The organism is Pseudomonas sp. HY7a-MNA-CIBAN-0227 (assembly GCF_040310325.1).
Classification (GTDB): Bacteria; Pseudomonadota; Gammaproteobacteria; order Pseudomonadales; family Pseudomonadaceae; genus Aquipseudomonas.
Genome location: NZ_JBEOPT010000002.1, coordinates 283,014 through 309,050 on the forward strand (window position 1 = coordinate 283,014; position 26,037 = coordinate 309,050).

Sequence of the window (26,037 nt, forward strand, 5' to 3'; positions counted from 1 at the left end):
GGCCTGGTAGCCGACCTGAGTGGTGAGAAGCAAGAGCGGATCTACTGCCCACTACTGTAGGAGCGAGCTTGCTCGCGATGGTCGTTAACGATGACGCGGGCTTTCTGAGTGAGCGCGGTGCCTGTAAGTCCATTGCCGGCAAGCCCCTGCCATCGGCAACCTCAACAGATGTGTAGATACCGGCCAAAACTGGAATTGTTGCCCTCCATAGACCAGTGTTATCTTCGCGCCCTCAAAACCAGCCTCAGCCACAGGATTCGCCCCATGAAAACCGCACTCGTCGAACTCATCAACAAAATCAGCTCCGGCTGCATGAGCGAAACCGAGGTCGTAAAAGTGGCCGACGAAGCGGCCCAGGCGTTTACTGATCCCGAGGCGTTTCTGGCGGCCAACCCGGACATCAACTACGACGACACTTTTCCGATCCCCTTGGGCGAATGGATTGTCGTCGGCAGCCTGCCGGACACCGTGCTGTTCCAGGCCGACACCTATCAGGACCTGTTCGCCCAGATCGTCGCCTCCTTCGGCCCCGGCGTGGCGTTCAACCTCAAACCCAAGCAGCTTGCTAAAACTGAGGCGCTCACCGCGCTGAATCGCATCCAGATCCAGATGAGCGCCCTGAACCCGGAAAACGGCGGCTATGTGCTGATGAATTTCAGCCAGTTGCTCGATGACGAGATTCAGATGGTGCTGGTCTATGGCAACGATGTACCACGGGTGCTGGAATTGTGTGCCCAGGTTGGCATCAAGGGCGAGCCGTCCCTGGAAGCCCTGCGGGTTGCGGTCCACGTCTGAAATAATACGGAACCCTAGTCACGGCGAACTATCCTAAAGAGGCAAGCCCTCACTATAGGAGCAACACCATGGGTTCCACTTTTAATGGTCTGATCGGGTTGATCATCCTGGCGCTGGATATCTGGGCGATCATCAACGTGTTCAAAAGCGGCGCCGGTACCGGGGCAAAAGTGCTGTGGATCCTGTTGATCCTGCTGCTGCCAGTGTTGGGCTTGATCATCTGGGCGATTGCCGGGCCACGGGGCAATGTGCGGATCTGACTGATTGCCCTGCAATCCCTCCGGTAGCAACTGTCGAATGAAACGAGGCTGCGTTTGCGGTGTGTCAGGCAGTCCGCCGGACGCAACCTCGTTGTACGAGCGTCGCAGTGTTGTTCAAATCAACCAACTGCCTTCCAGCTCCAGCAGTTTCAACTTGTTTTCAATCCCGCCACCGTACCCCACCAGCGTTCCATCACTGCCCACCACCCTGTGGCAGGGAATGATGATGGAAATCGGATTGGCGCCATTGGCAGTGCCTACGGCGCGAATGGCCCTGGGATTGTCTAGGTGCCGGGCCTGCTCGCCATAAGACCAGGTACGCCCGTAAGGAATCAGCAACAGTGTTTGCCAGACCTGCTGCTGGAACGGCGTGCCCACTGGTGCCAGGGGTAGCTCAAAGACTTCTCTTTTTCGGGCGAAGTACTCATCAAGCTGGCGGCACACCTCGTCCAGCTCATTCGTTGCCGGGGACCATTGCGCCTGGACATGCTCCTGGTGGATGTCCATGTACAACACGCGCAGCCCCTGTTCGTCCGCCGCCAAAAGCAGCGGGCCGAGAGGGCTTGGGTGGTAGCGATAAAACATGCGGGTTAATCCACAGAGGCAGGTCGGACTCAACGATAAAGCCTGAGCAGTTTTTTGTGTATCGAGATATTCGCTGTACGAAATTTTCACATTCTATCCAAGACAATTCGCCGGCTTTATTTCCTCTGCCAAGGCTCTAAGCTGGCATCTGCAACGGTGGGAAAGTAGGACGCGGTTAGTAATCAATGGCGTAGATGCTGTTGATCGGGCACCATTTGCCCCCCCGCGTCAGTGCTCGACCTCGATTGATATGGGCGAGGGCTGTACGCCGCTGCATTATTTCGCAACTTAAACTTCCAATGGGTCCTGAAACGACATGGCAAACCCGGACGCCCTGAGTCAGCAGCGAGCTTCTAATCGCTTGCTGCAACCGACCGTCAAATCCCATCTGGCTTACACGCTGCTTTGCGCTCTGGTCATGATGGTGATGTTCTCCCTGCTGCGCCTGGCGCTGCTGGTGTACAACCGCGAGATGATCCTCGACACGCCAGCCTCGACCTTCCTCGAAGCATTCGCCAACGGCCTGCGCCTGGACCTGCGTCTGGTGGTGTACCTGAGCATCCCACTGATTCTGGCGCTGTTCAGTGTGCGAGCCATGGCCGCTCGCGGCTTCTTCCGGTTCTGGCTGACTGTCGCTTCCAGCATCGCCCTGTTCCTGGGCCTGATGGAGATGGACTTCTACCGCGAGTTTCACCAGCGCCTCAACGGCCTGGTGTTCCAGTACGTGAAAGAAGACCCGAAAACCGTGATGAGCATGCTCTGGTACGGTTTCCCGGTGGTGCGTTACCTGTTGGCCTGGGCCTTGGGTACGCTGATCCTGAATATTGCCTTCAAGGGCGCCGATCGCGCCACCCGGCCTCGTGGCCCGTTCAGCGGTGGCACCGTCGGCACCCGCCAAGTGGCGCCGTGGTACACCCGCATCGGCGTGTTCGTGGTCTGCCTGCTGATTGCCGTGGTTGCCGCCCGTGGCACGCTGCGCCAGGGCCCGCCGCTGCGTTGGGGTGATGTCTACACCACCGATTCGAACTTCGCCAACCAGTTGGGCCTCAACGGCACCTTGTCGTTGATTGCCGCAGCCAAGGCGCGATTCTCCGAGGATCGCAGCAACGTTTGGAAGGCCACCCTGGAACAACCCCTGGCCACGCAGACTGTGCGGGACATGCTGGTGATGCCAGACGAGAAACTGGTAGACGCCGACACCGCCGCAGTACGCCGTGACTTCACGCCACCGGCCGAGAAAACCCTGCCAATCAAGAACGTCGTCGTGATCCTGATGGAAAGCTTCGCCGGTCACTCGGTGGGCGCCCTCGGTCGTCCGGGCAATGTCACGCCGTACTTCGACAAGCTGTCCAAGGAAGGCCTGTTGTTCGACCGCTTCTTCTCCAACGGCACCCATACCCACCAGGGCATGTTCGCCACCATGGCCTGCTTCCCGAACCTGCCAGGCTTTGAATACCTGATGCAGACTCCGGAAGGCAGCCATAAGCTGTCCGGCTTGCCGCAATTGCTCAGCGCCCGTGATTTCGAAGACGTGTATGTCTACAACGGCGACTTCGCCTGGGACAACCAGTCGGGCTTCTTCAGCAACCAGGGCATGACCAACTTTATCGGCCGCAACGACTATGTCGACCCGGTGTTTTCCGATCCGACCTGGGGCGTGTCTGACCAGGACATGTTCAACCGTGGCCTGGAAGAGTTGAAGGCTCGCGAAGGCGGCAAGCCGTTCTATGCGTTGCTGCAAACCCTGTCCAACCACACGCCGTACGCCTTGCCAACGCCATTGCCGGTCGACAAGGTCACCGACCGTGGCAGCCTCAACGACCATTTGACGGCCATGCGCTACTCCGACTGGGCCCTAGGCCAGTTCTTTGAAAAGGCCCGTAAGGAGCCGTACTTCAAGGAAACCTTGTTCGTCATCGTCGGCGACCATGGCTTCGGCAACGAGCAGCAGATCACCGAAATGGACCTGGGTCGCTTCAACGTGCCGATGCTGATGATCGCGCCGGGCATGCAGGAAAAGTTCGGCGAGCTTGACCACACCGTGGGTACGCAGATCGACATCGTGCCGACTATCATGGGCCGCCTGGGCGGTGAAACCCGTCACCAGTGCTGGGGCCGTGACTTGCTCAACTTGCCGGAAGGCGACAAGGGCTTTGGCGTGATCAAGCCTTCGGGCAGCGACCAGACCGTGGCCTTGCTCACCGCTGATCGCGTACTGGTCCTGCCCAAGGAAATGCCGCCCAAACTGTGGCAGTACGAACTGGGCGCCAACCCCACCGGCAAAGTGATTCCTGAGTCGCCTGATGAGGCACAGCTCAAGCAGAAACTTGAGGCGTTCCTGCAGACCGCTACCAAGAGCCTGCTGGATAACACGGCAGGTGTAGTAGACGGTATGCCGGACTAAATAACGGCGAATAAAAAAGAGGCCTTCTTCAAGGCCTCTTTTTTTTACATCTTTTTCAGTGTGTAGCCGCTTTATATCTTTCCGAGCAACAACAGAATCAGCAGCACTACCAATACGGTACCGAGAATACCCGAGGGCCCATAACCCCAGTTGCGCGAGTGTGGGAACACTGGCAGACCGCCGACCAGCAGGAGGATCAGAATAATGATAAGAATGAGGCTCATATTTTGTTTTCCTTATTAGTCTTCTGAAAAGACCTGGTTGTTAAGTCATAAGCCCGATACTTTAATTCGGACGCCTTAATAACTCCGACTGTCGCGCTCAGCAGAAAATTCCCTATTTCTTTAAAGCTTTTTGGTGGGTGGATTATTTCTTTTAACGTTGTAGTAGTGGTGTTTGCCACGTTTAAAAATATTGAACTTCCATAATTTCCAGTCCTGCGACCCGCCCCGCGGTTTGCCCGTGGCATTCAGCACTCTGATGGTGCGTGGGTGCACTAAAGACCTTCGCTACACTGCGGCTCACTTCTTCTGTGAACCACAAGGCTACTTCCTATGCAAAATCGCATGATGATCACTGGCGCCGGGTCTGGCCTGGGACGCGAAATCGCGCTGCGTTGGGCCAGCGAGGGTTGGCAGCTGGCCTTGTCGGATGTCAGCGAGCCGGGCCTGCAAGAAACCCTGAAGCAGGTGCGTGAGGTTGGTGGTGATGGTTTTACCCAGCGCTGCGATGTGCGCGACTACAGCCAACTGACGGCTTTTGCACAGGCTTGTGAAGAGAAGCTGGGCGGTATCGATGTGATCGTTAACAACGCCGGTGTGGCCTCTGGCGGTTTCTTCAGCGAGCTATCCCTGGAAGACTGGGACTGGCAGATCGCAATCAACCTGATGGGCGTGGTCAAGGGCTGCAAGGCGTTCCTGCCGCTGCTGGAAAAGAGCAAGGGCCGCATCATCAACATCGCTTCCATGGCAGCGCTGATGCAAGGCCCAGCCATGAGCAACTACAACGTGGCCAAGGCCGGTGTGGTGGCGTTGTCGGAGAGCCTGCTGGTGGAACTCAAGCAACAGGAAGTTGGCGTACACGTGGTATGCCCGTCGTTCTTCCAGACCAACCTGCTGGACTCCTTCCGTGGTCCGACCCCGGCGATGAAAGCCCAGGTGGGCAAACTGCTGGAAAGCTCGCCTATCAGCGCCGCCGAGATTGCCGACTACATCTATCAGCGGGTGGCCGAGGGTGAATTCATGATCCTGCCTCATGAGCAGGGGCGGATGGCCTGGGCGTTGAAGCAGAAGAACCCGCAGTTGCTCTATAACGAGATGACGGTGATGGCGGACAAGATGCGAGCGAAGGCCCAGTCGGCGAAGGGATGATATTGCAGGTCAAGCCATTACCCTGTGGCGAGCGGGCTTGCCCGCGTTGGGCTGCGCAGCAGGCCTCAAACCAGCCGACCGGTTGTGTCTGGAAAAAGCAGTGAGCTTATAGGGGCTGCTTCGCAGCCCAACGCGGGCAAGCCCGCTCGCCACAAAAGCTCGCTCGTGCGCGATGTCAAAAAAATCGTTAATTGTCTGTTACCGGAATCCAATCTCTAGTCAAACAAATGCTTGGGCACATCGTGCTTGAGCATCAACTGGCATTGCTCACTCTCGGGGTCGAAGATGATCAGTGCCTGGCCTTTGGTCAGCGCTTGGCGCACCCGCAATACACGGGTTTCCAGGGGCGTGTCATCGCCATTGTCGGTGCCGTCGCGGGTGACGAAGTCTTCGATGAGGCGTGTCAGGGTGTCGACTTCAAGTTGGTCGTAGGGGATCAGCATACAAGCCTCGGTTCAGGAATCCCGGCGATGCTACTGCGCCGGGATCATAGTTGCCAGTATCAGGACTTTTGACCGACCAAACTATCCACCGACGGCACCCGGGTGTCGCTCTCCATCTGCGTCTCGTGTTCCAGTTGATGGCTGAAGCGGTCCAGTGACCCTTGGGCCGGTTGCGCGTCGCTGGCAAATACCGGCGGGCTGAGAATGTAGGCGCCCAGCAGGCGACTCAACGCCGCCAGGCTGTCGATATGGGTGCGCTCATAACCATGAGTGGCGTCGCAGCCGAATGCCAATAGGGCGGTGCGGATATCGTGGCCGGCAGTCACCGCCGAATGGGCATCGCTGAAGTAGTAGCGGAACAGGTCGCGACGCACCGGCAGTTCGTTGTCCGACGCCAGGCGCAGCAAATGCCGGGACAGGTGATAGTCATACGGCCCGCCGGAATCCTGCATGGCCACGCTCACCGCATGTTCGCTGGAGTGTTGCCCTGGCGCGACCGGGGCGATGTCGATACCGACGAATTCGCTGACATCCCAAGGTAATGCCGCCGCCGCACCACTGCCGGTTTCCTCGGTGATGGTGAACAATGGATGGCAGTCGATCAGCAACGGCTCGCCACTGTCGACGATGGCCTTGAGGGCGGCCAGCAGTGCTGCGACACCAGCCTTGTCGTCCAGGTGGCGGGCGCTGATGTGACCGCTCTCGGTAAATTCCGGCAATGGATCGAAGGCGACGAAATCGCCGATGCTGACCCCCAGCGAGTCGCAATCGGCCCGGGTGGCGCAGTAGGCGTCCAGGCGCAATTCGATGTGGTCCCAACTGATGGGCATTTCATCCACGGCGGTGTTGAACGCATGCCCGGAAGCCATTAGCGGCAACACGCTGCCGCGTATCACACCGTTGTCGGTAAACAGGCTGACGCGGCTGCCTTCGGCAAAACGGCTGGACCAGCAGCCTACCGGTGCCAGCGTCAGGCGGCCATTGTCCTTGATCGCCCGCACGGCGGCGCCGATGGTGTCCAGGTGCGCGGACACGGCGCGGTCGGGGCTGTTTTTCTGGCCCTTGAGGGTGGCGCGAATGGTCCCGCGGCGAGTCATTTCAAAAGGGATGCCCAGTTCCTCAAGACGCTCGGCGACGTAGCGCACGATGGTGTCGGTAAATCCGGTAGGGCTGGGAATGGCGAGCATTTCCAACAGCACTTTTTGCAGGTAGTTGAGATCCGGTTCGGGGATGGTTCGGGTCATAAAGACTCCTTGGGTTCGGATCAGCTCAGCTTGAAGGCTGACTATGGGGGAACAACAAATCCACAAACTTCTCAGCCGTCGGCTGCGGCTCATGATTTGCCAGGCCCGCGCGTTCGTTAGCTTCGATAAATACGTATTCCGGCTGGTCAGCTGCTAGCACCATCAGGTCGAGCCCGACCACGGGAATGTCCAGGGCTCGTGCAGCGCGCACGGCGGCGTCCACCAGGGTGGGATGCAAAATAGCGGTCACATCTTCCAGGCAACCGCCGGTGTGCAGGTTGGCGGTACGGCGCACCGACAGGTGTTGGCCGGGCGGCAGGATGCTGCTGTAGTCGTAGCCTGCGGCATGAAGCGTGCGTTGGGTTTCGTCATCCACCGGGATTTTGCTTTCGCCGTCGGTGGCGGCCTGGCGTCGCCGGCTCTGGGCTTCGATCAAGGCGCCGATGGTGTGTTGGCCGTCGCCGATCACTTCTGCCGGGCGGCGAATCGCGGCAGCCACCACGTCAAAACCGATCACTACAATGCGCAGGTCCAGGCCTTCGTGGAAGCTTTCCAGCAACACCCGACCATCGAACTGGCGCGCCGCTTCAATGGCTTTCTGCACCTCTTCGATAGTCTGCAAATCCACCGCCACGCCTTGGCCCTGTTCGCCATCCAGCGGCTTGACCACGATGCGCCGGTGTTCGTCGAGAAACTCCAGATTCTCGTCGACACTCCCCGCCAACTGTTGCGCCGGCAGGTTAAGCCCCGCGGCCTTGAGTACCTTGTGGGTCAGGCTCTTGTCCTGGCACAAGGTCATGCTGACGGCGCTGGTCAGGTCGCTCAAAGACTCCCGGCAGCGCACCCGGCGCCCGCCATGGCTCAGGGTGAACAGGCCCGCATCGGCATCATCTACTTGCACATCAATTCCGCGCCGATGGGCCTCCTCGACGATGATCCGCGCATAGGGATTGAACCCCGCTTGTGGCCCCGGTCCGAGGAACAGCGGCTGGTTGATGCCGTTCTTGCGTTTGATGGCGAAGGTGGTCAGCGGCCGAAAGCCGAGCTTGGCGTAGAGACTTTTCGCCTGACGGTTATCGTGCAATACCGACAGGTCAAGGTAACTCAGCCCACGGCTCATGAAGTGTTCGATGAGATGGCGCACCAGCACTTCGCCGACCCCTGGCCGGGTACATTGCGGGTCCACCGCCAGGCACCAGAGGCTGCAGCCGTTTTCCGGATCGTGAAAGGCTTTCTGGTGATTGAGGCCCATGACGCTACCGATTACTGCGCCGCTGTCTTCATCCTCGGCCAGCCAGTACACCGGCCCGCCTTGATGGCGTGGGGTCAGCAACGCCGGGGCCACCGGCAACATGCCGCGGCCCTGGTACAGCTGATTGACCGCCTGCCAATCCGTCTCGCTCTGCACGCGGCGAATGCGAAAACCGCGAAATACCCTGGTCGCCGGGCGGTAGTCGCTAAACCACAGGCGCAGGGTGTCGGAGGGATCAAGAAACAACTGCTGGGGATCAATCCCCAGAATTTGCTGGGGCGCCGCCACATACAGGGCTATATCCCGTTCCCCAGGCTGCTCGTTGAGCAACTCCAGGGCCAGGCTCGCCGGGTCGGGAAAGGTGTGGCCGATCAACAGCCGGCCCCAGCCGCAGTGCACGGCGACAGGCTCGGGGCCCAGTTCGCTGCCATCTTCGGCGAAGCGGGCTTGCAGGCGCTCATAGGAGGGCGCCTGGCCCCGCAGCAAGCGTTGGCTGTAAGCCGTGGCATGAGGTTTCATGAATCAGATTCCTTGTTCGCTGAGCCACAGGTTCAGTGCCGCCAGTTGCCACAGCTTGGAGCCGCGCAACGGGGTCAATTGGCCTTGGGGGTCGGTGAGCAAGCGGTCAAGCATTGCGGGGTTGAACAGGCCGCGATCCTGGCTCGGGTCCAGCAGCAGATCGCGCACCCAGTTCAAGGTATCGCCCTGCAAGTGCTTGAGGCCGGGCACCGGAAAGTAGCCTTTCTTGCGGTCGATGACTTCGCTGGGAATCACCCGTCGCGCGGCTTCCTTGAGCACTTGCTTGCCGCCGTCCGGCAGTTTGAATTTACCCGGCACACGGGCCGACAATTCCACCAGGCGATAGTCGAGAAACGGCGTGCGCGCCTCCAGACCCCAGGCCATGGTCATGTTGTCCACGCGCTTGACCGGGTCATCCACCAGCATCACCGTACTGTCCAGGCGTAGGGCTTTATCCACAGCTGCGTCGGCGCCGGGCTGGGCGAAATGTTCGCGCACGAAGTCGCCAGCGGCGTCATTGGCCGTCAGCCATTTCGGCGTGACGGTGGCAGCGTAGTCATCGTAGCTACGGTCGAAAAACGCATCGCGATAGGCGCCATACGGGTCGCTGGCGCCATCCACCTGCGGGTACCAGTGGTAACCGGCGAACAGTTCATCGGCGCCTTGGCCGCTCTGTACCACCTTGCAATGCTTGGCCACTTCCCGAGACAAGAGGTAGAAGGCGATGCAGTCATGGCTGACCATCGGCTCGCTCATGGCGCGGAAGGCTGCCGGCAATTGCTCGATGATCTCGCTTTCGGCGATGCGCAATTGGTGGTGACGGGTGCCGTAATGCTTGGCGATCAAGTCCGAATACTGGAACTCGTCGCCACGCTCGCCACCGGCGTCTTCGAAGCCGATGGAGAAGGTCGACAAGTCCTGCACACCGACTTCTCGCAACAGGCCTACCAGCATGCTGGAATCGACACCGCCCGAGAGCAGCACACCGACATCCACTGCCGCCCGTTGACGAATGGCCACGGCTTCGCGGGTACTGTCGAGGACACGGTCGGTCCAGTCTTCCAGAGTGAGGTTGGCTTCGTCGGCGTGGGGGCCGTAGGGCAGGGTCCACCAGGTTTTCTGTTCGGTCTTGCCACCTGCGTCAATGCGCATCCAACTGGCCGGCGGCAATTTTTCAATGCCCGCCAGCAGGGTGCGCGGTGCCGGCACCACGGCGTGGAAGTTCAGGTAGTGGTTGAGTGCAACCGGATCAAGGATCGGGTTGATATCGCCACCCTTGAGCAACGCGGGCAAGGCCGAGGCAAAGCGCAGGCGCTGGCCGGTGCGCGACAGGTACAGCGGCTTCACCCCGAGGCGGTCGCGGGCGATGAACAGGCGCTGGGCATCACGCTCCCAGATGGCGAAGGCGAACATGCCATTGAGCTTGGGCAGCAGCGCTTCACCCCAGGCGTGATAGCCCTTGAGCAACACTTCTGTGTCACCCGCGGAATAGAACGCATAGCCCAGTGCTTCGAGTTCGTTGCGCAGCTCCGGGAAGTTATAGATGGCACCGTTGAACGCCAGGGACAGGCCCAGTTGGGCGTCGACCATCGGTTGGGCGGAGCCGTCCGACAGGTCCATGATTTTCAGGCGTCTATGGCCCAGGGCAATAGGCCCTTGGGCATGGAAACCCCACGCGTCAGGTCCGCGAGGGGCCAAGTGATGGGTGATTCGTTCCACCGCTGCCAGGTCGGCAGGTTGGTGATCGAAACGTAATTCTCCAGCTAATCCGCACATAAATTCCTTACCGGTTTTTCCGTTGGGGAGGGGTAAAAGTGCATCACGACAAAATGGCGGGCACCCAGAGACTGACCCGAGTGCATTCAGGGAGTTTTAGAACAATCCGTTATAAGGCAAATGGCCGCAGCCTCGCGGAGCCTGCTCGGCGGGCTGTGGCGCCTGTGCTTGGGGGGCGGTGTGCGACAGATTACTTTTGCGCTTTTGCGACATTGCTGCGAATCAGCGCCCGTATGGCGAATCGATTCGGATGACAGGCCTCGGCCACGTTTCTGGGCAAGGGCAGCGGTTCATTGTCCAGCCATGCCGCCAGCAGTTCGCCGGACAACGGCGCGGTGATCAGGCCGCGCGAGCCATGGCCGCTGTTGACGTACAGGCCGTCCAGCCATGGGCAGGCAACGTCTGGTGTGTGGCGGGCATCCTTGCGCAGGGCGTCATAGGTTTGGGCAAACGCCGGAGGGTCGGCCAGTGGCCCGACGATGGGCAAATAGTCCGGGCTGGTGCAGCGAAAGGCGGCGCGCCCTTCGAGGGTTTCGGGGGCTAGGGTGTCGGCCTGCAGGCGCTGCGCCAGATCCGGGGAGATCTCCCGCAGCAGCGCCAGGTTACCGGCGTGTTCGGCGGTGCTGGGCGTCAGGTCATCGCTCTTGAAGTCGAAACTGGCCCCCAGGGTGTGCTCACCCAGGCGCGGCGGTGCGACATAACCTTCGGCACACACCACGGTCGCCAGTTGCTGACTCGCTACCGTCTGTGGCAGCCGGGTGATTTGCCCGCGAATGCGCTTGAGGGGCAGCTCGGCGCTGGCGGCAAAGCGCTTGACCTCGGCGGCACCCGCTAACACCACCACCGGCGCGCTGGCCAGTAACTGCTCACCGTCCCAGGCCTGCCACTGGTCGTCGACCTTGCGTAGCTCAAGCACCTCGTGATGGACCAGAACATCGATGCCCTGTTGCCCTGCCTGCCATTGGCAGAGCGCTGGAGGGTGAACCCAACCGCCTTCGGGGAAAAACATCCCGCCGTGTTCCAGGGCAATACCGGCACGAGCCTGGGCCTGGTCTCTGTCCAGCAGATGCAGCAAGTCGGCCGTAAAGGCCTCGGCCAGTTGCGCCTGACGCTCGGCCTCCTTGGCATTGAAGGCCAGCTGCAGCACGCCACAGCCGTCCCAGTCCACGCCGCGTTGCAGGTGTTCCAGCAGGCGCCGGGTATGACCGAATCCGCTGACAATCATTTGCGACAGCGCTGTGCCATGGGCGGACAGTTTGAGATAGAGCACCCCTTGCGGGTTGCCTGAGGCTTCCTGGGCCAGGCCGTCATGGCGCTCCAGCAGACTGACCTGCCAACCCCGTGCCGCGAGACTGGCGGCACTGGCGCAACCGGCCATGCCGCCGCCGATCACCAGGGCGCGTCGCTCGCCGTTGATCGCTGGCGGGCGGGCGAACCAGGGCTTGATCGCGGCAGGCGCAGGCGTCTCGGCCGGCCAGCCGAGAAATTCACCCCGCAGAATTTCCCACTTATGGCCGATGCCCGGTGTGCGCTTCATCTTGAACCCCGCACCATTGAGCAGGCGCCGCACCCATCCGGTACTGGTGAAGGTGCTGATGGTCGAGCCCGGCGCCGCCAGCCGCGCCAGTTCGGCAAACAGCTCGGCGGTCCACATGTCCGGGTTTTTCGCCGGGGCAAAACCGTCGAGAAACCAGGCGTCGACCTGTGCGTCCAGTTGCGGCAATTGCTCCAGGGCATCGCCGATCAGCAACGTCAGGGTCACGCGACCGTTATCCAGCACCAGGCGCTGGAAGCCTGGGTGAATGGCGATGTACTGCGCCAGCAACTGGTCGGCAAAAGGCTTGAGCTGCGGCCAAAGGGCCAGGGCACGCTGCAGGTCGGCGTGGCTGAGCGGGTACTTTTCCACGCTGACAAAATGCAGGCGGGCGCCTTGCACCGCGTGTTGTTCAAACAGCTGCCAGGCGCAGAGAAAGTTCAGCCCGGTGCCGAAACCGGTTTCGCCAATCACCAGCCTGCCGCCTACGGGCAAGGCGGCGAAGCGCTCTTGCAGGCGGTTCTGCTCGATGAATACATAGCGCGTTTCTTCCAGGCCCGATTGGTCGGAAAAGTACACGTCATCGAAGACCCGCGAGCGCGGGCGTCCCTGGTCATCCCAGTCGAGCTGGGCATTGGGCAGTACTGGGTTCATGGGCAACTCGGCAAAGGCAAGGCGGCCATTCTAGCCGATCCCACGCCAGGCAATTGATCCACGGCAAGTGCCAGGCAATTGCCCACCCGCCGTGGTGCCCAATCCGCTAGTCTTGAGCCATCTTGGAAGGGAGTCGCCCATGTTTGAATCTGCCGAAATTGGTCACGCCATCGACAAAGAGACTTACGACGCCGAAGTGCCGGCCCTGCGCGAAGCCTTGCTGGAAGCTCAGTACGAGCTGCAACAGCAAGGTCGGTTCCCAGTGATCGTGTTGATCAACGGCATTGAAGGCGCCGGCAAGGGCGAAACGGTCAAGCTGCTCAATGAGTGGATGGACCCGCGACTGATTGAGGTGCGCACCTTCGACCAGCAGACCGACGAAGAGCTGGCCCGCCCACCGGCCTGGCGCTACTGGCGACAGTTGCCGGCCAAGGGGCGCATGGGGATTTTTTTCGGCAACTGGTACAGCCAGATGCTCCAGGGCCGGGTTCATGGGCAGATCAAGGATGCGCGGCTGGACCAGGCCATTGCCGGCGCCGAGCGCCTGGAGCAAATGCTCTGTGATGAAGGCGCACTGATCTTCAAGTTCTGGTTTCACCTGTCCAAGAAGCAAATGAAGGCCCGGCTCAAGGCCCTGCAGGATGACCCGTTGCACAGCTGGCGCATCAGCCCGCTGGACTGGCAGCAGTCCGAGACCTACGGCAAGTTCGTGCATTTCGGTGAGCGGGTATTGCGCCGCACCAGCCGCGACTACGCGCCTTGGCATGTGATTGAAGGGGTCGATGCGCATTATCGGGGGCTGACTGTCGGCAAGATTCTGCTGGAAGGTTTGCAAAACGCCCTGAAGGCACGCAAGACCAAGGCCAGTGGCATTAACCCTGCGCCGCTGCCGTCCTCTGTCGACCAGTTGAGCCTGGTGGGCAGCCTGGACATGACCTTGCGTCTGGAAAAGGACGACTACGAAGAGCAACTGATTACCGAGCAGGCGCGGCTTTCCGGATTGATGCGCGACAAACGCATGCGCAAGCACGCGTTGGTGACGGTATTCGAGGGTAACGATGCGGCGGGTAAGGGCGGGGCGATTCGTCGTGTCGCCGCCGCCCTTGATCCACGTCAGTACCACATCGTGCCGATTGCCGCGCCCACCGAGGACGAGCGTGCACAGCCTTACCTTTGGCGCTTCTGGCGGCAAATTCCGGCGCGGGGCATGTTCACCGTGTTCGACCGCTCCTGGTATGGCCGAGTGCTGGTGGAGCGGATCGAAGGGTTCTGCACACCGGCTGACTGGATGCGCGCTTATGCCGAGATCAACGACTTTGAAGAACAGTTGAGCGACGCCGGCGTCATCGTCGTCAAGTTCTGGCTGGCCATCGACAAACAGACCCAGCTGGAACGCTTTCAAGCTCGGGAAGAAATTCCCTTCAAACGCTTCAAAATCACTGAAGACGACTGGCGCAACCGCGACAAATGGGATGACTACCGGGCGGCGGTGGGCGATATGGTTGATCGCACCAGCACTGAGATTTCACCCTGGACGCTGGTGGAGGCCAATGACAAACGCTGGGCGCGGGTCAAGGTGCTGCGCACCATCAACCTGGCGCTGGAGGCGGCGTTCGAGCGGTCTGACAAGCACGACAAGAAGAAAGGCAAAAAGAAGTAGTCGGGCCGACGCTCGCCACAGGGTATGGGTTCACCATCAAAATAGTTGTCCGTACTCGTGACATACGCGGGGTGAATGATTGTCGCGGTTCGTGAGGGCTGGATCTATGCTCGGTCCATCTCTCAATAACCACAATAATGAGGTAGCCCATGCGTGAAGTAGTGATCGTCGACAGCGTGCGAACCGGCCTGGCCAAGTCCTTTCGCGGCAAGTTCAACCAGACTCGCCCCGATGACATGGCCGCCCATTGCGTCAATGCCCTGCTGACTCGCAACGGTATTGACCCGGCCAGCGTCGAGGATTGCATCGTCGGCGCCGGCTCCAACGAAGGCGCCCAGGGCTACAACATTGGTCGCAATGTGGCGGTGCTGTCCCGTCTGGGCACTGGCACCGCTGGCATGACCCTCAACCGTTTCTGTTCGTCGGGCTTGCAGGCCATTGCCATCGCCGCCAACCAGATTGCTTCTGGCTGCAGTGAGATCATCGTCGCCGGCGGTGTCGAGTCCATCAGCCTGACCATGAAAAGCGTGAACACCGACAACCTGATCAACCCGTTGCTCAAGGAGCAGGTGCCGGGCATCTACTTCCCCATGGGTCAGACCGCCGAAATCGTCGCCCGCCGCTATAACGTCAGCCGCGAAGAGCAGGACCTGTACGCCCTGCAAAGCCAGCAGCGTACGGCGCAGGCCCAGGTCGATGGTTTGTTCGACGATGAAATCGTGCCGATGACGGTCAAGTACAAGGTGGAAGACAAGAATACCGGTGAGGTGCAAATTCTTGATGGCGTGGTGGACCGCGACGACTGCAATCGCCCGGATACCACCCTGGCCAGCCTGACCGGTTTGAAGCCAGTATTTTCCGAAGACGGATCGGTGACGGCGGGCAACTCGTCGCAGTTGTCTGACGGGGCCTCGATGACGTTGGTGATGAGCCTGGAAAAGGCACTGGAACTGGGGCTTAAGCCGAAGGCGTTTTTCCGTGGTTTTACCGTCGCCGGTTGCGAGCCGGATGAGATGGGCATTGGTCCGGTGTTCTCGGTGCCCAAGTTGCTCAAGGCGCGGGGGCTTTCGGTGGCGGATATCGACCTGTGGGAGCTCAACGAGGCCTTTGCTTCGCAGTGCCTGTATGCACGCAACCGGCTGGAGATTGATAACGCCAGGTACAACGTCAACGGCGGCTCGATTTCGATTGGTCACCCTTTTGGCATGACCGGGTCGCGGCAGGTCGGGCACTTGGTGCGTGAGTTGCAACGGCGCAATCTTCGGTATGGGATCGTCACCATGTGCGTGGGCGGCGGGATGGGGGCGACGGGGTTGTTCGAAGCGGTGCGTTAGTCGGGGGCCTCGGTTGGGTTGGGTTGGGTGTATATCCGTTGCTGCGGTCATGGCGGCTTAGGGTTACGCCCTTACGGCGTGTCACTTTGAAAAGCCCAAAGTAACCAAAGGCTCTTGCCCCACCACTTGGTGCCTCGCTGTGGCTCGGCATGCCTTCACTCCGGCATTGCTCCGTGGGCCGCCGCGATGGGCCATCCTTGGCCCAGCGCGGCTAAACCGGCGTCCTGCCGGTTTACCCACGGATCAATGCCTGCGTTCAGCCATCGTGGTTTAACGGGGCGCCTAAGATCAAGATCAAAAGCACGGCGGCCTGGTAGCCGACCTGAGTGGTGAGAAGCAAGAGCGGACCCCATGCCACCTGTAGGAGCGAGGGGGACGCCTAGTTCTTGCTCGCGATGGTCGTTAACGATGACGCGGACATCCTGAATCACCGTGGCGCCCTCAGGTTCTTCGCGAGCAAGCTCGCTCCAGAAAGGCGGATGGTGCTAAGCCGCCATGACCGCAGCAACGGATATGTACTCAATCACAAATACCTATCCCCGATCCGCACATCCCCTAGAATGCAGCCTTTATTTCTCTGATATCCGGGGCACTCATGCACATATCTTCCGGCCGCTGGGTCTACGGTTTATCCCTGGCCCTGTTGACCGCGCTGCTCTGGGGCATTCTGCCGATCAAGCTCAAACAAGTGTTGCAGGTGATGGACCCGATCACCGTGACCTGGTTTCGCCTGACGGTTTCCGGTGTTTGTCTGTTTGTCTATCTCGCCGCTGTCCGGCGTCTGCCCAGCTGGCGGTCCCTCGGCCCGCGCGGTGGCTGGCTGGTGGCAATGGCCGTGTGCGGGCTGGTCGGCAACTACGTGCTGTATCTGGTAGGGCTAAAAATGCTGAGCCCCGGCACCGCACAACTGGTGGTGCAGGTGGGGCCGATTTTTCTGATGATCGCCAGTGTCTTCATCTTCAAGGAGCGCTTTAGCCTGGGGCAGGGCATGGGCCTGCTGGTGCTGATCATCGGTTTTGCGTTGTTCTTCAATCAACGCCTGACGGAGCTGTTGACGTCCCTGGGAACCTACACTGCCGGGGTACTGACTATTCTCCTGGCAACCACGATCTGGACCTTCTATGCCTTGGGCCAGAAGCAATTGCTGACGGTATGGAATTCATTGCAGGTGATGATGGTGATCTACCTGTGTTGCGCCTTGCTAATCACACCGTGGGCGCAGCCCATGCAAGCACTGCAACTGAGCCCGTTGCAAGGCTGGCTGCTGCTCGCGTGCTGTTTCAATACGCTGATTGCCTACGGTGCATTTGCCGAGGCCTTGGCCCATTGGGAAGCATCGCGGGTCAGCGCGACCCTGGCGATGACGCCTTTGGTGACCTTTGTCGCGGTGGCTTTGGCGGCGTGGCTATGGCCTGACTATGTGCATGCCGAGCAGATCAACGCCTTGGGTTATGGCGGGGCGTTGCTGGTGGTGCTGGGGTCGGCGACGGTAGCGTTGGCGCCTTCGTTGTTCGCCGGGCTCAAGGCCCGGCGAGCACGCTTGATGTAGGAGCGAGCTTGCTCGCGAAGGTCGTTAACGATGACGTAGAAAACTTGACACCCAACAGCGCTCTCAGGCTTTTCGCGAGCAAGAACTAGGCGTCCCCCTTTCTACAACATGTTTTCCGGGCGCACCCACTGATCAAACTCTTCATCGGTGAGATACCCCAGCGCCAGCGCCGCTTCCCGCAGCGTCAGGCCTTCGGTATAGGCCTTCTTGGCAATCTGCGCTGATTTGTCGTAGCCGATATGTGGGTTCAGCGCGGTGACCAGCATCAAGCCCCGTTCCAGGTGTTCGGCCATTTGCTCGGCATCGGGCTCAAGACCGGCGATGCAATGCTCCTGGAAGTTGCTGCAACCGTCGGCCAGCAAGCGGATCGACTCCAGCAGGTTGTGAATGATCACCGGTTTGTACACGTTCAACTGCAAATGACCTTGGCTTGCGGCAAAACCGATGGTTACGTCATTGCCCATCACCTGGCAGGCCAGCATCGACAAGGCTTCACACTGAGTCGGGTTGACCTTGCCGGGCATGATCGAACTGCCCGGCTCATTGGCCGGTAACTTGACTTCCGCCAACCCCGCACGTGGGCCGGAACCCAACAGGCGCAGGTCGTTGGCGATTTTCATCAGCGCCACCGCCAGGGTTTTCAGGGCGCCGGACAAGGTAGTCAGCGGCTCATGACCCGCCAGCGCGGCGAACTTGTTCGGCGCAGTGACAAACGGCAGGCCCGACAGCGCCGCCAACTCAGAGGCAATCGCTTCACCAAAACCGTGTGGCGAATTGAGCCCGGTACCGACGGCGGTACCGCCCTGGGCCAGTTCGCAGACAGCAGGCAGGGCGCTGCGAATGGCCCGTTCGGCGTAATCGAGTTGCGCGATGAAGGCCGAGACTTCCTGGCCAAAAGTAATCGGTGTTGCGTCCATCATGTGGGTGCGACCGGTCTTCACCAGCTTCATATGGCGCGCTGACAATTCGGCCAGTCCGCCGGACAACTCGCGGATCGCCGGCAACAGCCGCTGATGCACCGCCTGCACCGTGGCAATGCTCATGGCGGTGGGGAAGCAGTCGTTGGAACTCTGGGAACGGTTGACGTGATCGTTGGGGTGCACCGGGCTCTTGCCGCCACGGGGCTTGCCCGACAGCTCGTTGGCGCGGCCGGCGATCACTTCGTTGGCGTTCATGTTGCTCTGGGTGCCGCTGCCGGTCTGCCAGACCACCAGGGGGAACTGGTCGTCATGCTGGCCGTCGAGCACTTCGTCGGCGGCTTGTTCGATCAGCCGGGCGATGTCGGCGGGCAGGTCACCATTGCGGTCGTTGACCCGTGCCGCGGCTTTCTTGATCAGGGCCAGGGCGTGCAATACGGCCAGTGGCATGCGCTGCTCACCAATGGCGAAATTGACCAGCGAGCGTTGGGTCTGCGCGCCCCAGTAAGCGTCATCCGGGACTTGCACTTCTCCCAGGCTGTCGGTTTCGATACGGCTCATCGGGCACACTCCTTCGGGTCGGTTTGCGCAGTTTAGGCCGTGATGGGGCTGAGGGGTTCCCTAAAAGACTTTTCATCGGATTCAAGCCCGCAAAACCAGGCCCTGTAAGGCGTGGGGTTGAGCCGCGGCGTTTTTTAGGTGCAGAATGGTCGCCCCTGGGGTCTTACCTCGCCTGCTAGAAAAGGAAACTCGATGACTCGTCTTCGTGCCATCTGTACCGCGGTTGCCCTGGTATGTGCCAGCGGCCAGGTTTTTGCCGATACCGCCAGCCACAACGCCAGTGCCGAAGCTTTCCTTACTCTGGCCCATGCCGACAAGCTGGGTACCCCGGTGTACATGCAAGTGCAGCAAATGTTCGCCCAGCGTTTCGAACAGACCAAGGCTCCGGCCGCCAAGCAAACCGTCCTGGACACCTACCAGGCCAAGGCCAACACCGCCCTGGACCAGGCCATCGGCTGGAACAAGCTCAAGCCGGACATGATCAAGCTCTACACCAGCAACTTCAGCGAATCCGAACTCAAGGACCTGGTCGACTTCTACAAGTCGCCACTGGGCAAGAAAGTCCTGGAGAAAATGCCACAGCTGACCCAGCAATCGGCCCAGTTGACCCAGGCTAAACTGGAAAGCGCGGTACCGGTGGTGAACAAGTTGTTGGAAGACATGACCAACGAACTGACGCCAAAAGCAGCAGCACCAGCCAAGAAGAAGTAAGCGGAGCCAGGAATGACCATGCAACAGCGTATCGAATCGGCACTCGTCGCCCTGAGCCCGCAATACCTGAGCGTGCAGGATGAAAGCCACATGCACAGCCGTGGGTTGCAGACTCACTTCAAGGCTGTGCTGGTCAGCCAGCAGTTCGACGGGCTCAACCGCGTCAAGCGCCACCAGAAGGTCTACGCCACCCTGGGAGACCTGATGGGTGAGTTTCATGCGTTGGCGCTGCATACCTATACGCCTGAAGAATGGGCGAAAATCGACGTAGCCCCGGCCTCGCCGACCTGCGCTGGCGGGCACTAACCGATGAGCCGGTGTTTCTGACACCGAGCATTTGCTAGAATCCGCAACGCGCCGCTTAGACGGCGCGTTTTTTTTGCATCCGGTTCACCCTTTACGAGGGTAGCCACCTGGAGAGAACACCCATGACTCACCCAATCGTCGTGGCGGCACTGTATAAGTTCGTCACCCTCGAAGATTACGTCGCCCTGCGCGAGCCGCTGTTGCAGGCGATGGTCGACAACGGCGTCAAAGGCACTTTGCTGATCGCCGAAGAAGGCATCAACGGCACTGTTTCCGGTAGCCGCAAAGGCATCGACGGGCTGATGGCCTGGCTCAAGAACGACCCACGCATGGACGACATCGACCACAAAGAGTCGTACTGCGACGATCAGCCGTTCTACCGCACCAAGGTCAAGCTCAAGAAAGAGATCGTGACCCTGGGCGTCGAAGGCGTCGACCCCAACAAAAAAGTCGGCACCTACGTCAACCCGCAAGACTGGAATGCCTTGATCAGCGACCCAGAAGTGTTGCTGATCGACACCCGTAACGACTACGAAGTGTCCATCGGCACCTTTGAAGGTGCGATCGACCCGAAGACCACCAGCTTTCGCGAGTTTCCCGACTACATCAAAGCCAACTTCGACCCGGCCAAACACAAGAAAGTCGCCATGTTTTGCACCGGCGGCATTCGTTGTGAAAAGGCGTCGAGCTATATGCTCAGCGAGGGCTTTGACGAGGTCTATCACCTCAAGGGCGGCATCCTCAAATACCTCGAAGAGGTGCCTTTGGAAGAAACCAAATGGCAGGGTGACTGCTTTGTTTTCGATAATAGGGTGACCGTGCGCCATGATTTGAGCGAAGGTGACTACGATCAATGTCACGCCTGCCGCACACCGGTTAGTGTAGAGGATCGCCTATCCGAGCATTACGTGGCCGGCATCAGTTGCCCCCATTGCTGGGATAAGCTCTCCGAGAAGACCCGTCGCAGTGCGACCGACCGACAAAAGCAGATTGAACTGGCCAAGGCCCGCAATATGCCGCACCCGATTGGCTACAACTACAAGCAATCATCCACCGAGGCCTGAGCCATGTCCGCGCGCCTGCTCTATGTAATGGATCCGATGTGCTCCTGGTGCTGGGGCTTTGCCCCGGTGGCCAAGGCACTGGTTGAGCAGGCCCATGCCGCCGGCGTGGAGTTGCACCTGGTGGTGGGCGGTTTGCGCACCGGCAGTGGCGCGTCGCTGGAGCCAACCACTCGGCGCTATATCCTGGAGCATTGGCAGGCAGTAGCTGAAGCCACCGGCCAGCCGTTCATGCTGGACGGTGCCTTGCCCGACGGTTTTGTCTACGATACCGAGCCGGCCTGTCGCGCCCTGGTCACGGCTCGCAGCCTGGCGCCGGATTGCGCCTGGACCTTGCTGGGGCTGATCCAGCAGGCATTTTATGTCGAAGGCCGCGACGTCACCCGCGCCAACGTGCTGGTGGAGCTGGCCGAGACCGCTGGTGTGCCGCGTATCGAATTTGCCGAAGCCTTTGATCGTGCCGAACAGCATGCTGCCACGGCTGCCGATTTTACCTGGGTCCTGGACCTGGGCATCTCCGGTTTTCCCACCTTGCTGGCTGAACGAAACGGCCAGTTGGCCTTGCTCACCAATGGCTACCAGCCGCTGTCCGATCTGTCGCCATTGCTCGGTCGCTGGCTGGAGCGCGCCGCCTGTGCATGATCAGCCCGACGATACTGAGCAATCCGAACGAGTGGATCGGCTGACCTGGGCGCAAGTCCGTCGCTTGGCCCTGCATCACAAGAAATCCTTGTGGACCGCCAACGGCGTTGCCGTCTTGGCAACCCTGTGCAGCGTGCCGATTCCCTTATTGTTGCCGCTGTTGGTGGACGAAGTCTTGCTGGGCCATGGCGACGCAGCGTTGAAGGTGATGAACCATGCGCTGCCATCGGGCTGGCAGCAAGCTGCCGGTTATATCGGCCTGATGCTGCTGGTGACACTGTTGCTGCGCTGCGGCGCCCTGGTGTTCAACGTAGTGCAGGCGCGTTTGTTTGCGCGGTTGGCCAAGGACATCGTTTACCGAATTCGCGTACGGCTGATCGAACGGCTCAAACGCATTTCCCTCAGCGAGTACGAAAGCCTGGGCAGCGGCACCGTCACCACCCACCTGGTCACCGACCTTGATACGGTGGACAAGTTTGTCGGCGAGACCCTGAGCCGGTTCCTGGTGGCCATGCTGACCCTGGTGGGCACTTCCGGGATACTGATGTGGATGCATTGGAAGCTGGCGCTGTTGATCCTGTTGTTCAACCCGTTGGTGATCTACGCCACGGTGCAGTTGGGCAAGCGGGTCAAGTACCTGAAAAAGCTGGAAAACGACAGCACCTCGCGGTTTACCCAGGCCCTTACCGAAACCCTCGATGCCATTCAGGAAGTGCGCGCCGGCAACCGCCAGGGGTTTTTCCTCGGGCGCCTGGGTCAGCGTGCCCAGGAAGTGCGGGATTTTGCGGTCAACTCCCAGTGGAAAAGCGATGCGTCCAGCCGCGCCAGTGGGTTGCTGTTTCAGTTCGGCATCGACATCTTCCGTGCGGCGGCGATGCTTACCGTGCTGTTTTCCGACCTGTCCATCGGCCAGATGCTCGCGGTGTTCAGCTATCTGTGGTTCATGATCGGCCCGGTGGAACAACTGCTGAACCTGCAATACGCTTACTACGCGGCGGGTGGGGCGCTGACACGCATCAACGAACTGCTGGCTCGCGCCGACGAGCCGCAATATGCCGGCGGCGATGACCCGTTTGTGGGGCGTGAAACCGTGGGCATCGAGGTGCGCGGCCTGAACTTCGGCTATGGCGAGGACTTGGTGCTGGATCAGCTGAATCTGGTGATCGCGCCGGGTGAAAAAGTGGCCATTGTTGGTGCCAGTGGCGGCGGTAAAAGTACCCTGGTGCAACTGTTACTGGGGCTCTATACGCCGCAGTCGGGCAGTATTCGTTTTGGTGGCTCGACCCAGCAGGAGATAGGCCTTGCGACCATTCGGGAGAATGTCGCCGTAGTGCTGCAGCACCCGGCGCTGTTCAATGACACTGTGCGTGCCAACCTGACCATGGGCCGTGAGCGCAGCGATCAAGCGTGCTGGCAGGCCCTTGAAATTGCCCAGCTGGATGCGACGGTCAAGGCATTGCCCCTGGGCCTGGACAGTGTGGTGGGGCGTTCCGGGGTGCGATTCTCTGGTGGCCAGCGTCAGCGGCTGGCCATTGCGCGGATGGTCCTGGCGGAACCGAAAGTGGTGATCCTCGACGAAGCCACGTCTGCCCTGGATGCGGCGACCGAGTACAACCTGCATCAGGCGCTGGCGCGGTTTCTCAGTGGCCGTACTACACTGATCATTGCTCACCGTTTGTCGGCGGTGAAACAGGCTGATAGGGTGCTGGTATTCGACGGCGGGCATATCGCCGAAGACGGCGACCACCAACAACTGATTGCCGACGGTGGTCTTTACGCCAAACTGTATGGACACTTGCAACAAGTGCGCTAAATCGTTTCCGGACATTCATTCGAAGTCATCGAATTTAGCCTAGGCTGTGCTGTTAGGAGCGGTTTTCACTCGCCTGTGCTGGTGCAAGGGACCTCATGAAGCAAAAGCGGACTCTCGGAGTGACTCTCGGAACGCCACGGTTGCTGGGCATCGTCTGGCCCTTTATCGCGGTTGTGCTGCTCCAGACATTGTTAGGTTGTGTCAGTCTCTACATGCTTTCGGCAGTGCGGGGCTATGTGGCTGGCGAAAGCCTGTGGTCCAAGGGCCAGAAAGACGCCATCTATTACCTGACCCTGTACGCCGACAACCGCGATCAAGCCACCTTCCTCAAATACCAGAACGCCATTGCCGTGCCTCAGGGAGGCCATGAGCTGCGGGTCGCCCTTGACCGCTCCAGCCCGGACCTGACCGGGGCACGCCAGGGCATTCTCAAGGGTGGAAACCATCCCGACGACGTGTCGAGCCTGATCTGGCTGTACCTCAACTTCCGCCATTTCAGTTACCTGGAAAAAGCCATCGAACTGTGGACCATAGGCGATGGTTACCTGGTGCAACTGGATGACCTTGCGCAGGAGATGCACCGGGCAATCATTGCCAATCAGGCGAGCAGTGATGATATCCGGGGCTGGAAAGAACGCATCATTGCCATCAACGAAGGGGTGACGCCGGCCGCCAAGGCTTTCAGCGATGCCTTGGGTGAAGGCTCGCGGGCAATTCTGCGCTTGCTGTTGGTCACCAACCTGGCCACGACATTGGGGCTCATCGCCCTGGCGCTGTTGCGCACCCGTAAGCTGCTGGCCCAGCGCCATGCGTTTGCCGACGCTTTGGAGGCCGAGAAGGAGCGGGCCCAGGTCACCCTTGAATCCATCGGTGACGCCGTTATCACCACCGATGTCGACGGTGCCATCGCCTACATGAACCCGGCAGCGGAGTCGCTGACGCACTGGAGGGCCGCCCAGGCTCAGGGTTTGCCCTTGGGAGCGTTGTTCAACCTGCTGGATGAAAATGCCCAGTCCGATGGCTTTACCCCGATCGAACACATTCTTGGTGGCCAACTCAGTGGCGGCAGCGAACATTCAAAACTGATCCAGCGCCTGGACGGCAGCACGGTTTCCGTGACCCTGGTGGGCGCGCCTATCCGCAGCGCCGGCAAGGTCAGCGGCGCGGTGCTGGTGCTGCACGACATGACTCAGGAGCGCCAATACATTGCCAATCTGTCCTGGCAGGCGACTCATGACGCCTTGACCGGGCTGGCCAACCGCCGTGAGTTCGAATACCGCCTGGAGCAGGTGCTGCACAGTGTGGGACGCCAGCAAACGGGGCGGCATGCCTTGATGTTTCTCGATCTGGATCAGTTCAAGCTGGTCAACGACACCTGTGGTCACGCCGCAGGGGATGAGTTGTTGCGGCATATCTGTGCGTTGTTGCAATCCGACCTGCGCGAGGGCGACACGCTGGCTCGCCTGGGTGGCGATGAGTTTGGCATTTTGCTGGAGAACTGCCCGGCAGCAGTGGCCGAGAAGATCGCCGAAAGCCTGCGCCATACCGTGCAAAACCTGCACTTTGTCTGGAAGGGGCGACCTTTTGTCACCACTATCAGCATCGGCCTGGTGCACATCTCGCAAACCCCTACCACCCTTGAGACGTCACTGCGGGCTGCGGATATGGCCTGCTACATGGCCAAGGAGAAGGGCCGTAACCGGGTGCAGGTCTATCATGCCGATGACTCGGAGTTGTCCCTGCGTTTTGGCGAGATGGCGTGGGTGCAGCGCTTGCACATGGCGCTTGAGGAAGACCGTTTTTGCCTGTATGCCCAGGAGATCGCGCCGCTCGGTCGTACCGATCCTGGCGATGGCCATATTGAGATCCTGCTGCGCCTGCATGATGAGGCCGGTCGGATCATCTTGCCCAACAGCTTTATTCCTGCCGCCGAACGCTATGGCCTGATGACTTCGCTGGACCGTTGGGTGGTGGAGAATGTGTTCAGGGTCATTGCCAAGTGCATGATCGAGCGCCCAGGCCGGCCCATGGCCATGTGTGCGATCAATCTGTCAGGCATAACCATTGGTGATGAAGACTTTTTGGGCTTTTTACGTGAGAAGTTCAAGGCTTACAGCATTCCTCCACAAATGATTTGTTTTGAAATTACTGAGACCAGTGCTATTTCAAATCTCGGAAGTGCAATTCGTTTTATTAATGAACTCAAAGAGTTAGGTTGTCACTTTTCCCTGGATGACTTCTGCGCCGGAATGTCCTCATTCGCTTATCTTAAACATTTGCCTGTAGACTTCCTGAAGATCGATGGAAGTTTCGTAAAGGATATGCTGGACGACCCGATTAACCGCGCTATGGTCGAAGTGATCAATCACATCGGTCATGTCATGGGTAAATGCACAATTGCCGAATTTGTCGAGACACCGCAAATCGAACAAGCCTTGCTTGAGATTGGTGTGGACTACGCTCAGGGCTACCTGATTGAGCGTCCGCAATTGTTTACCTTTGACAGTTTGCAGTGTCGACCTGTGCGACCGCAGCCTCTGTTATTCAAGGCGCCCGGCACGTTCCGCTGAAACATTCGCTGGTCTGTATACATCACAAATCAAAAGGAGCCCGACAGTGATCGATACATTCAACAGAACCGGCCCGC

Annotated in this window: 21 protein-coding genes and 1 pseudogene; 14 read left to right on the top strand and 8 right to left on the bottom strand. The window is 59.8% G+C overall.

The window, feature by feature from the left end:
- The first annotated feature begins 264 nt into the window (after positions 1-264).
- Entirely contained in the window at positions 265-795 is a 531-nt protein-coding gene (locus tag AAEZ06_RS04530) for a hypothetical protein (RefSeq protein ID WP_350612962.1), read from the top strand.
- 68 nt (positions 796-863) lie between these two features.
- On the top strand, positions 864-1,055 hold the full coding sequence (locus tag AAEZ06_RS04535; protein WP_010176042.1) for a PLDc N-terminal domain-containing protein: 192 nt from the start codon (positions 864-866) through the stop codon (positions 1,053-1,055).
- Between the two features lie 114 nt (positions 1,056-1,169).
- On the opposite strand, the gene AAEZ06_RS04540 is transcribed toward AAEZ06_RS04535, so the two are convergent.
- Positions 1,170-1,640, bottom strand: coding sequence for a methylated-DNA--[protein]-cysteine S-methyltransferase (locus tag AAEZ06_RS04540; RefSeq protein ID WP_350612965.1), 471 nt, complete (start codon positions 1,638-1,640; stop codon positions 1,170-1,172).
- Between the two features lie 316 nt (positions 1,641-1,956).
- Between AAEZ06_RS04540 and AAEZ06_RS04545 the strand changes: the two genes are divergently transcribed.
- On the top strand, positions 1,957-4,044 hold the full coding sequence (locus AAEZ06_RS04545) for an LTA synthase family protein (RefSeq protein ID WP_350612967.1): 2,088 nt from the start codon (positions 1,957-1,959) through the stop codon (positions 4,042-4,044).
- A gap of 71 nt (positions 4,045-4,115) precedes the next feature.
- Here AAEZ06_RS04545 and AAEZ06_RS04550 read toward each other — a convergent pair whose 3' ends face one another.
- A complete protein-coding gene (locus AAEZ06_RS04550) occupies positions 4,116-4,268 on the bottom strand; it encodes a DUF3309 family protein (RefSeq protein WP_003216767.1) in 153 nt (50 codons plus the stop codon).
- A gap of 330 nt (positions 4,269-4,598) precedes the next feature.
- Between AAEZ06_RS04550 and AAEZ06_RS04555 the strand changes: the two genes are divergently transcribed.
- A complete protein-coding gene (locus tag AAEZ06_RS04555) occupies positions 4,599-5,414 on the top strand; it encodes an SDR family oxidoreductase (protein ID WP_350612970.1) in 816 nt (271 codons plus the stop codon).
- Positions 5,415-5,629: 215 nt separating this feature from the next.
- Here the strand turns inward: AAEZ06_RS04555 and AAEZ06_RS04560 are convergent, their stop codons facing one another.
- From AAEZ06_RS04560 to mnmC, 5 genes are all read right to left on the bottom strand, one after another.
- The gene (locus AAEZ06_RS04560) at positions 5,630-5,857 is read right to left on the bottom strand and encodes a YheU family protein (protein WP_149411558.1); all 228 of its coding nucleotides are present in this window, start codon (positions 5,855-5,857) and stop codon (positions 5,630-5,632) included.
- Between the two features lie 59 nt (positions 5,858-5,916).
- The gene (locus AAEZ06_RS04565) at positions 5,917-7,101 is read right to left on the bottom strand and encodes an osmoprotectant NAGGN system M42 family peptidase (RefSeq protein WP_149411559.1); all 1,185 of its coding nucleotides are present in this window, start codon (positions 7,099-7,101) and stop codon (positions 5,917-5,919) included.
- 25 nt (positions 7,102-7,126) lie between these two features.
- Positions 7,127-8,872 (bottom strand): N-acetylglutaminylglutamine synthetase, encoded by a 1,746-nt coding sequence (gene ngg / locus AAEZ06_RS04570; protein WP_350612973.1) that lies wholly within the window; start codon positions 8,870-8,872, stop codon positions 7,127-7,129.
- Positions 8,873-8,875: 3 nt separating this feature from the next.
- Positions 8,876-10,648, bottom strand: a complete 1,773-nt coding sequence (locus tag AAEZ06_RS04575; protein ID WP_350612975.1) for an N-acetylglutaminylglutamine amidotransferase — start codon at positions 10,646-10,648, stop codon at positions 8,876-8,878.
- Positions 10,649-10,838: 190 nt separating this feature from the next.
- Positions 10,839-12,836, bottom strand: a complete 1,998-nt coding sequence (mnmC, locus tag AAEZ06_RS04580; protein ID WP_350612977.1) for a bifunctional tRNA (5-methylaminomethyl-2-thiouridine)(34)-methyltransferase MnmC2/FAD-dependent 5-carboxymethylaminomethyl-2-thiouridine(34) oxidoreductase MnmC1 — start codon at positions 12,834-12,836, stop codon at positions 10,839-10,841.
- Positions 12,837-12,975: 139 nt separating this feature from the next.
- Here mnmC and pap point away from each other — a divergent pair, with 139 nt between their 5' ends.
- The 4 genes and pseudogenes from pap to AAEZ06_RS04600 all read left to right on the top strand — a co-directional run bounded on the left by pap (position 12,976) and on the right by AAEZ06_RS04600 (position 17,379).
- Positions 12,976-14,496, top strand: coding sequence for a polyphosphate:AMP phosphotransferase (pap, locus tag AAEZ06_RS04585; protein ID WP_350612979.1), 1,521 nt, complete (start codon positions 12,976-12,978; stop codon positions 14,494-14,496).
- A 149-nt stretch (positions 14,497-14,645) separates the two neighbouring features.
- Positions 14,646-15,830 (top strand): thiolase family protein, encoded by a 1,185-nt coding sequence (locus AAEZ06_RS04590; RefSeq protein ID WP_149411564.1) that lies wholly within the window; start codon positions 14,646-14,648, stop codon positions 15,828-15,830.
- Between the two features lie 395 nt (positions 15,831-16,225).
- Positions 16,226-16,300, top strand: a pseudogene (locus AAEZ06_RS04595) (outer membrane lipoprotein carrier protein LolA); the annotation flags it as partial.
- Positions 16,301-16,425: 125 nt separating this feature from the next.
- On the top strand, positions 16,426-17,379 hold the full coding sequence (locus AAEZ06_RS04600) for a DMT family transporter (protein ID WP_350612982.1): 954 nt from the start codon (positions 16,426-16,428) through the stop codon (positions 17,377-17,379).
- A 101-nt stretch (positions 17,380-17,480) separates the two neighbouring features.
- Here AAEZ06_RS04600 and AAEZ06_RS04610 read toward each other — a convergent pair whose 3' ends face one another.
- Positions 17,481-18,857 carry a class II fumarate hydratase gene (locus AAEZ06_RS04610; RefSeq protein WP_350612984.1) on the bottom strand — a complete coding sequence of 459 codons (1,377 nt, stop codon included), beginning with the start codon at positions 18,855-18,857 and terminating at the stop codon, positions 17,481-17,483.
- Between the two features lie 192 nt (positions 18,858-19,049).
- Between AAEZ06_RS04610 and AAEZ06_RS04615 the strand changes: the two genes are divergently transcribed.
- From AAEZ06_RS04615 to AAEZ06_RS04640, 6 genes are all read left to right on the top strand, one after another.
- On the top strand, positions 19,050-19,568 hold the full coding sequence (locus AAEZ06_RS04615) for a DUF2059 domain-containing protein (protein ID WP_350612986.1): 519 nt from the start codon (positions 19,050-19,052) through the stop codon (positions 19,566-19,568).
- A gap of 12 nt (positions 19,569-19,580) precedes the next feature.
- On the top strand, positions 19,581-19,874 hold the full coding sequence (locus AAEZ06_RS04620; RefSeq protein ID WP_350612988.1) for a BolA family protein: 294 nt from the start codon (positions 19,581-19,583) through the stop codon (positions 19,872-19,874).
- Positions 19,875-19,996: 122 nt separating this feature from the next.
- Positions 19,997-20,938 (top strand): oxygen-dependent tRNA uridine(34) hydroxylase TrhO, encoded by a 942-nt coding sequence (trhO, locus tag AAEZ06_RS04625; RefSeq protein WP_350612990.1) that lies wholly within the window; start codon positions 19,997-19,999, stop codon positions 20,936-20,938.
- Positions 20,939-20,941: 3 nt separating this feature from the next.
- Entirely contained in the window at positions 20,942-21,577 is a 636-nt protein-coding gene (locus AAEZ06_RS04630) for a DsbA family protein (protein WP_350612992.1), read from the top strand.
- Complete coding sequence (locus tag AAEZ06_RS04635; protein WP_350612994.1) at positions 21,570-23,390, top strand: ABC transporter ATP-binding protein; 1,821 nt, start codon at positions 21,570-21,572, stop codon at positions 23,388-23,390. Before AAEZ06_RS04630 ends, AAEZ06_RS04635 begins: the two co-directional genes overlap by 8 nt.
- Positions 23,391-23,485: 95 nt before the next feature.
- On the top strand, positions 23,486-25,960 hold the full coding sequence (locus tag AAEZ06_RS04640) for an EAL domain-containing protein (protein ID WP_350612996.1): 2,475 nt from the start codon (positions 23,486-23,488) through the stop codon (positions 25,958-25,960).
- Positions 25,961-26,037: the final 77 nt, after the last annotated feature.